General features: G+C 65.8%; 5 protein-coding genes. 2 read left to right on the plus strand and 3 right to left on the minus strand.

Going from position 1 to position 5,115, the window contains the following annotated elements:
• The 3 genes from ACMUOO_RS16310 to ACMUOO_RS16320 form a co-directional block, all read right to left on the minus strand.
• A partial coding sequence (locus ACMUOO_RS16310) for an NAD(P)/FAD-dependent oxidoreductase (RefSeq protein WP_301918559.1) occupies nucleotides 1–605 on the minus strand: 605 nt, incomplete at its 3' end.
• Nucleotides 606–618: 13 nt separating this feature from the next.
• Nucleotides 619–2,019, minus strand: a complete 1,401-nt coding sequence (locus ACMUOO_RS16315) for an aspartate aminotransferase family protein (protein WP_301918558.1) — start codon at nucleotides 2,017–2,019, stop codon at nucleotides 619–621.
• A 152-nt stretch (nucleotides 2,020–2,171) separates the two neighbouring features.
• A complete protein-coding gene (locus tag ACMUOO_RS16320) occupies nucleotides 2,172–2,840 on the minus strand; it encodes a GntR family transcriptional regulator (protein ID WP_301918557.1) in 669 nt (222 codons plus the stop codon).
• 180 nt (nucleotides 2,841–3,020) lie between these two features.
• On the opposite strand from ACMUOO_RS16320, the gene ACMUOO_RS16325 reads away from it, so the two are divergent.
• Entirely contained in the window at nucleotides 3,021–4,106 is a 1,086-nt protein-coding gene (locus ACMUOO_RS16325) for a polyamine ABC transporter substrate-binding protein (protein ID WP_301918556.1), read from the plus strand.
• A gap of 62 nt (nucleotides 4,107–4,168) precedes the next feature.
• Nucleotides 4,169–5,115 (plus strand): ABC transporter ATP-binding protein (locus tag ACMUOO_RS16330; RefSeq protein WP_413855733.1); only part of this gene is annotated, 947 nt, incomplete at its 3' end.

Here is a 5,115-nt window from a genome sequence, read left to right on the forward strand (position 1 = left end):
CCGAGCGCGTAGCGCAGGGGGTGGAGGTGGCCGCCGCCCATGTCGATGTCGCCGCCGTGATAGGCGGGCGAGCCGACGAGGCTGCGCAACTCCTCCCGATCCAGGGGGCGGATCAGGTCGTAGCCGTAGTCGCGCGCCATCCTCTCGGCGTAGGCCCGGGCATGCGGGACGTGGCGCGGGCGATGGCAGGCGTGGATGATGCCGTCGGCCCAGCCGGCTTCGGGCGCGTGGCGGTTGGCAAGGGCACGGGTCAGCGCCACCGCCTCCTGCGCGAGGTCCCAGAGCGCGCGGGCGTGGCCCTTGCCCACGGCCTTTTCCAGCGCGTCCTGGTCGAGCCGCTGGCCCGTGCCGACCTGGCCGCCGTTGCGCCCAGAGGCGCCCCAGCCGACGCGATGGGCGTCGAGGAGGACGACGTCATAGCCGCGCCCGGCCAGATGCAGCGCGGCGGAGAGGCCGGTGAAGCCCGCGCCGACGATGCAGACGTCGCAGGCAAGATCGCCCGCCGCCGCCGGAAACGGGGGAAGGGGGGCCGCCGTCTCGGCATACCAGGACCGGGGATATTCCCCGGCCCGGTCGTTGGCCGTCAGGACGTCGAGGCGGGCCATCGGGCGGCCCCCGTCAAGCCGCGACGAGAAGCCCGTCGGACTTCAGGCCCGCATAGCATTCGTCAAGCGACTTCGTGGCCCGTTCGATCAGCACGTCGATCTCGGACGGCGTGATCACGAGAGGCGGGGAGATGATCATGCGGTCGCCGACGTGGCGCATCACGAGGTTGTTGGCGAAGCAGCGCTCGCGGCAGCGCAGGCCGACCGTGCCGGCCTCGGAGGCGAACTTCGCCCGGGTGGCCTTGTCGGGTGTGAGCGCGATGGAGCCCATGAGGCCGACGAGTTTCGCCTCTCCCACGAGCGGATGGTCGGCGAGCGCCTGCCAGCGTTCCATCAGGTAGGGGTGGGCGACCTTCTTCACGTGATCCAGGATCCTTTCCTCCTGCAACACTTCGAGATTCTTCAGCGCCACGGCGGCGGCGACGGGATGGCCGGAATAGGTGTAGCCGTGGTTGAAGTCGTCGCCCGAGCCGGCGACCGTGTCGTGGACCTCGTCGCAGATGATCGAGCCGCCGATCGGCGCGTAGCCGGACGATAGACCCTTGGCGATGGTCATGATGTGGGGCCGGATGCCCATGGTCTGGCTGCCGAACCAGTTGCCGGTCCGGCCGAAGCCGGTGATGACCTCGTCGGCGATGAGCAGGATGCCGTATTTGTCGCAGATCCGCTGGATCTCCGGCCAGTAGGTCGCGGGCGGCACGATGACCCCGCCCGCGCCCTGGATCGGCTCGCCGATGAAGGCGGCAACGCGGTCGGCGCCGAGTTCCTCGATCTTCGCCTCAAGCTCGCGGGCGCGCATCAGGCCGAAGTCTTCGGGCGTCATGTCGCCGCCCTCCGCCCACCAGTGCGGCTGGCCGACATGCACGATGTCGGGGATCGGCAGGCCGCCCTGCGCGTGCATCGGCGACATGCCGCCCAGCGAGGCGCCGCCCATTGTGGAGCCGTGGTAGGCGTTCTTGCGGCTGATGATGACCTTCTTTTCCGGCTTGCCCTTCACGTCCCAGTAGCGGCGGACAAGGCGGATGTTGGTGTCGTTCGCCTCCGACCCCGATCCGGCGTAGAAGACGTGGTTCAGGTCGCCCGGCGCAAGCTTGGCGATCTCGGCCGCGAGAGCGATGGCGGGGACGTGCGAAGTCTGGAAGAAGGTGTTGTAGTAGCAGAGCTCCTCGATCTGGCGCGCGGCGACATCGGCGAGGTCCTTGCGGCCGTAGCCGACGTTCACGCACCAGAGGCCCGCCATGCCGTCGAGGATCTGGTGGCCTTCGCTGTCCGTGAGGTAGACGCCCTTCGCCCGGGTGATGATCCGGGCGCCCTTCCGCGCCAGCGCGGCGCCTTCGGTGAAGGGATGCATGTGGTGGGCGGCGTCGAGCGCCTGAAGCTCTTTCGTCGGCAGGTGGTTGGTGATCTGCGTCATGGGCTCTCTCGCGTCGTTCGGGCCGGTCGGGCTTTTCGGGAACGGTCCTGACGCGATCCTGGCCGCGAGGGCGCGGGCGAGGCGGGCAGGCCGTGACTCGCCCTCAGGATATGATCAAAAGATTTCCTGTCAACCGAATTTGATCAAATTTTTCACGCAGGGAGCGAGAGCCGGACCTGATCGATTCCCTGCTCGATGTCTTCCCTCAGCGCCCGCGCCAGCGCCTCGGCATCGCCCGCCCGCATCGCGGCAAGCGCCTCGGTGTGGCGGTCGGGCAGGTTCGAGGTGCCGTAGCGGCCGCAGACGACGCGCAGCGAAGGCCCGAAGCGGAGCCAGAGCGAATGCACGATCGACAGGAGGATCGGCGCGCCCGCGCGTTCGTAGAGCGTGACGTGAAAGCGGTAGTTGCCCAGCAGGTAGCGCTGAACGTCGCCCGTGGCGATGGCCTGGTCGATGTCGGCGTCGATCTGCGCCAGTTCGTTGATGTCCTTCGTTTCCAGCCGTCTCGCCGCCATGTGGGCGAGCTTCGGCTCGATGGTGAGGCGCGCGAAGGCGATCTCGTCGAGCTGCGAGCCGGTCAGCTGGGGAACCGAGACGCGGCGGTTGCCCTGGAGCTCCAGCGCACCCTCTGCCGTCAGCTTGCGGATCGCCTCGCGCACGGGTGTCATGCCGGCATCCAGGATCGCGGTCAGGCCCTGAATCGTGACGGGCTGTCCGGGGGCCAGCTGGCCGAAGAGAATCATGTCACGGAGACGGCAGTACGTGATTTCATGGGTTGGAACTTTTCTGGGCGACTCGTCTCTCTCACGAAGGTTTTTCATTCCCGTTCCTTGACAGGGGAGGCGCGAAAATCCGTATCTTCATAATAGATTGCGCGCCGCGGAAAAGCCATGTTGAAATGAGTCGCAAAATTTGATCAAAATGACCGAACAACAACAGGCGGCCGCGATCGGACCGTTGAAACCGTCTGGCTGGCCACTCCAGCCTACCAAGGAGGTACTATGAGATTCCGGAAAACCATGGTGGCTGCGGCCGCACTGTTGGCGGCGGGTGTTGCCGGCGCCGAAGAGGTCCATGTCTACAACTGGTCCGACTACATCGACGAGACGCTGCTGGCGAAGTTCGAAGAGGAGACCGGCATCAAGCTCGTCTACGACGTGTTCGATTCGAACGAGATCCTCGAGACGAAGATGCTCGCCGGGGCCTCGGGTTATGACGTCGTCGTCCCCAGCGGCTCGTTCCTGCAGCGGCAGATCCAGGCCGGCGCGTTCCAGAAACTCGACAAGTCGAAGCTGCCGAACCTCGCCAACATGTGGGACGTGATCCAGGAGCGGACTGCGAAGTACGACCCCGACAACGAGTACTCCATCAACTACATGTGGGGCACGACCGGCATCGGCATCAACGTGGGCAAGGTCAGGGAAGTGCTTGGCGAGGACGCGCCGGTCAACTCGCTCGCGCTCCTTTTCGATCCCGCGAACATGGAGAAGCTCGCGACCTGCGGCGTGCACGTGCTCGACGCGCCGACCGAGATCATCCCGGCCGCGCTCAAATACATCGGCGAGGACCCGGACGCGCAGGACATGGAGACCATCGCCAAGGTGGAGCCGGTGCTGACCGCGATCGCGCCCTACATCCTGAAGTTCCATTCGTCGGAATATATCAACGCTCTCGCCAACGGCGACATCTGCATGGCTTTCGGCTGGTCGGGCGACATCCTGCAGGCGCGCGACCGCGCGGCGGAAGCCAACAACGGGGCGGAGATCGAGTATCACATCCCGAAGGAAGGCGCGCTGATGTGGTTCGACCAGATGGCGATCCCGGCCGATGCGCCGAACCCGGACGCCGCGCACAAGTTCCTGAACTTCATCATGGACGCCCACAACGCGGCCGCCGCGTCGAACTACGTCTATTATGCGAACGGCAACAAGGCCTCGCAGGAGTTCCTGAACGAGGACGTGATCGGCGACACGGCGATCTATCCGGACGAGGAAACGACCGCGAACCTCTACACCACCTCGCCCTGGGACCCGAAGGTCAACCGCGACGTGACGCGGCTCTGGACCAAGATCAAGTCCGGCACCTGAGACCGGACGCCCTTCGCCCCGCGCCCCACGGCGCGGGGCGTTTCACATGACGAGGGAACATCATGGCGCAACCAGCCAACCGGCCTGTCTTCGCCCCCTGGCTCGACCCCGACCAGAAGCCGCTGATCCAATTCCGGAACGTGACGAAGAGATTCGGCGAGTTCGTCGCGATCGACGACGTCACGCTCGACATCTTCCGGCGCGAGTTCTTCGCGCTGCTCGGGCCCTCGGGCTGCGGCAAGACCACGCTGATGCGGATGCTCGGGGGATTCGAGACGCCGACGGAAGGCAAGATCCTGCTTGACGGGGTGGATCAGGCACCGATCCCGCCGAACAAGCGGGAAACAAACATGATGTTCCAGAGCTACGCGCTCTTCCCGCATCTCACGGTCTGGGACAACATCGCCTTCGGGCTGAAGCGGTCCGCCATGCCGAAGGAGAAGATTCCCGCCCGGGTGGAGGAGATGCTGCGCCTCACCCGGCTCGAGAAGTTTGCCAAGCGCAAGCCGCACCAGATTTCCGGCGGCCAGCGCCAGCGTGTGGCGCTTGCCCGCTCGCTCGCCAAGGCGCCGAAGCTTCTCCTGCTGGACGAACCCTTGGGCGCGCTCGACAAGAAGCTCAGGCAGGAGACGCAGTTCGAGCTGATGGACATCCAGGAAAAGACCGGCACCACCTTCGTGATCGTGACCCACGACCAGGAAGAGGCGATGACGGTGGCCTCCCGCGTGGCCGTCATGGACCACGGTAAGATGATCCAGGTCGACACGCCCGGCCGGATTTACGAAACTCCGAACTCGGTTTACGTGGCGGACTTCATCGGGGATGTGAACATCGTGGAGGGCCGGGCGACCCGCAAAGGCGACGACAAGTATGCGATTGCCTGGGCCGAGGGCCAGCCCGAGATCATCGCATCCTCGACCGAGCGGATCGACCAGGGCACCAAGGTCTTCTTCGCGATCCGGCCCGAGAAGGTCGCCATCGCGCGCGAGCGTCCCGAGGGCCGGGCGAA

The organism is Albidovulum sp., from assembly GCF_041919395.1.
GTDB lineage: Bacteria > Pseudomonadota > Alphaproteobacteria > Rhodobacterales > Rhodobacteraceae > Albidovulum.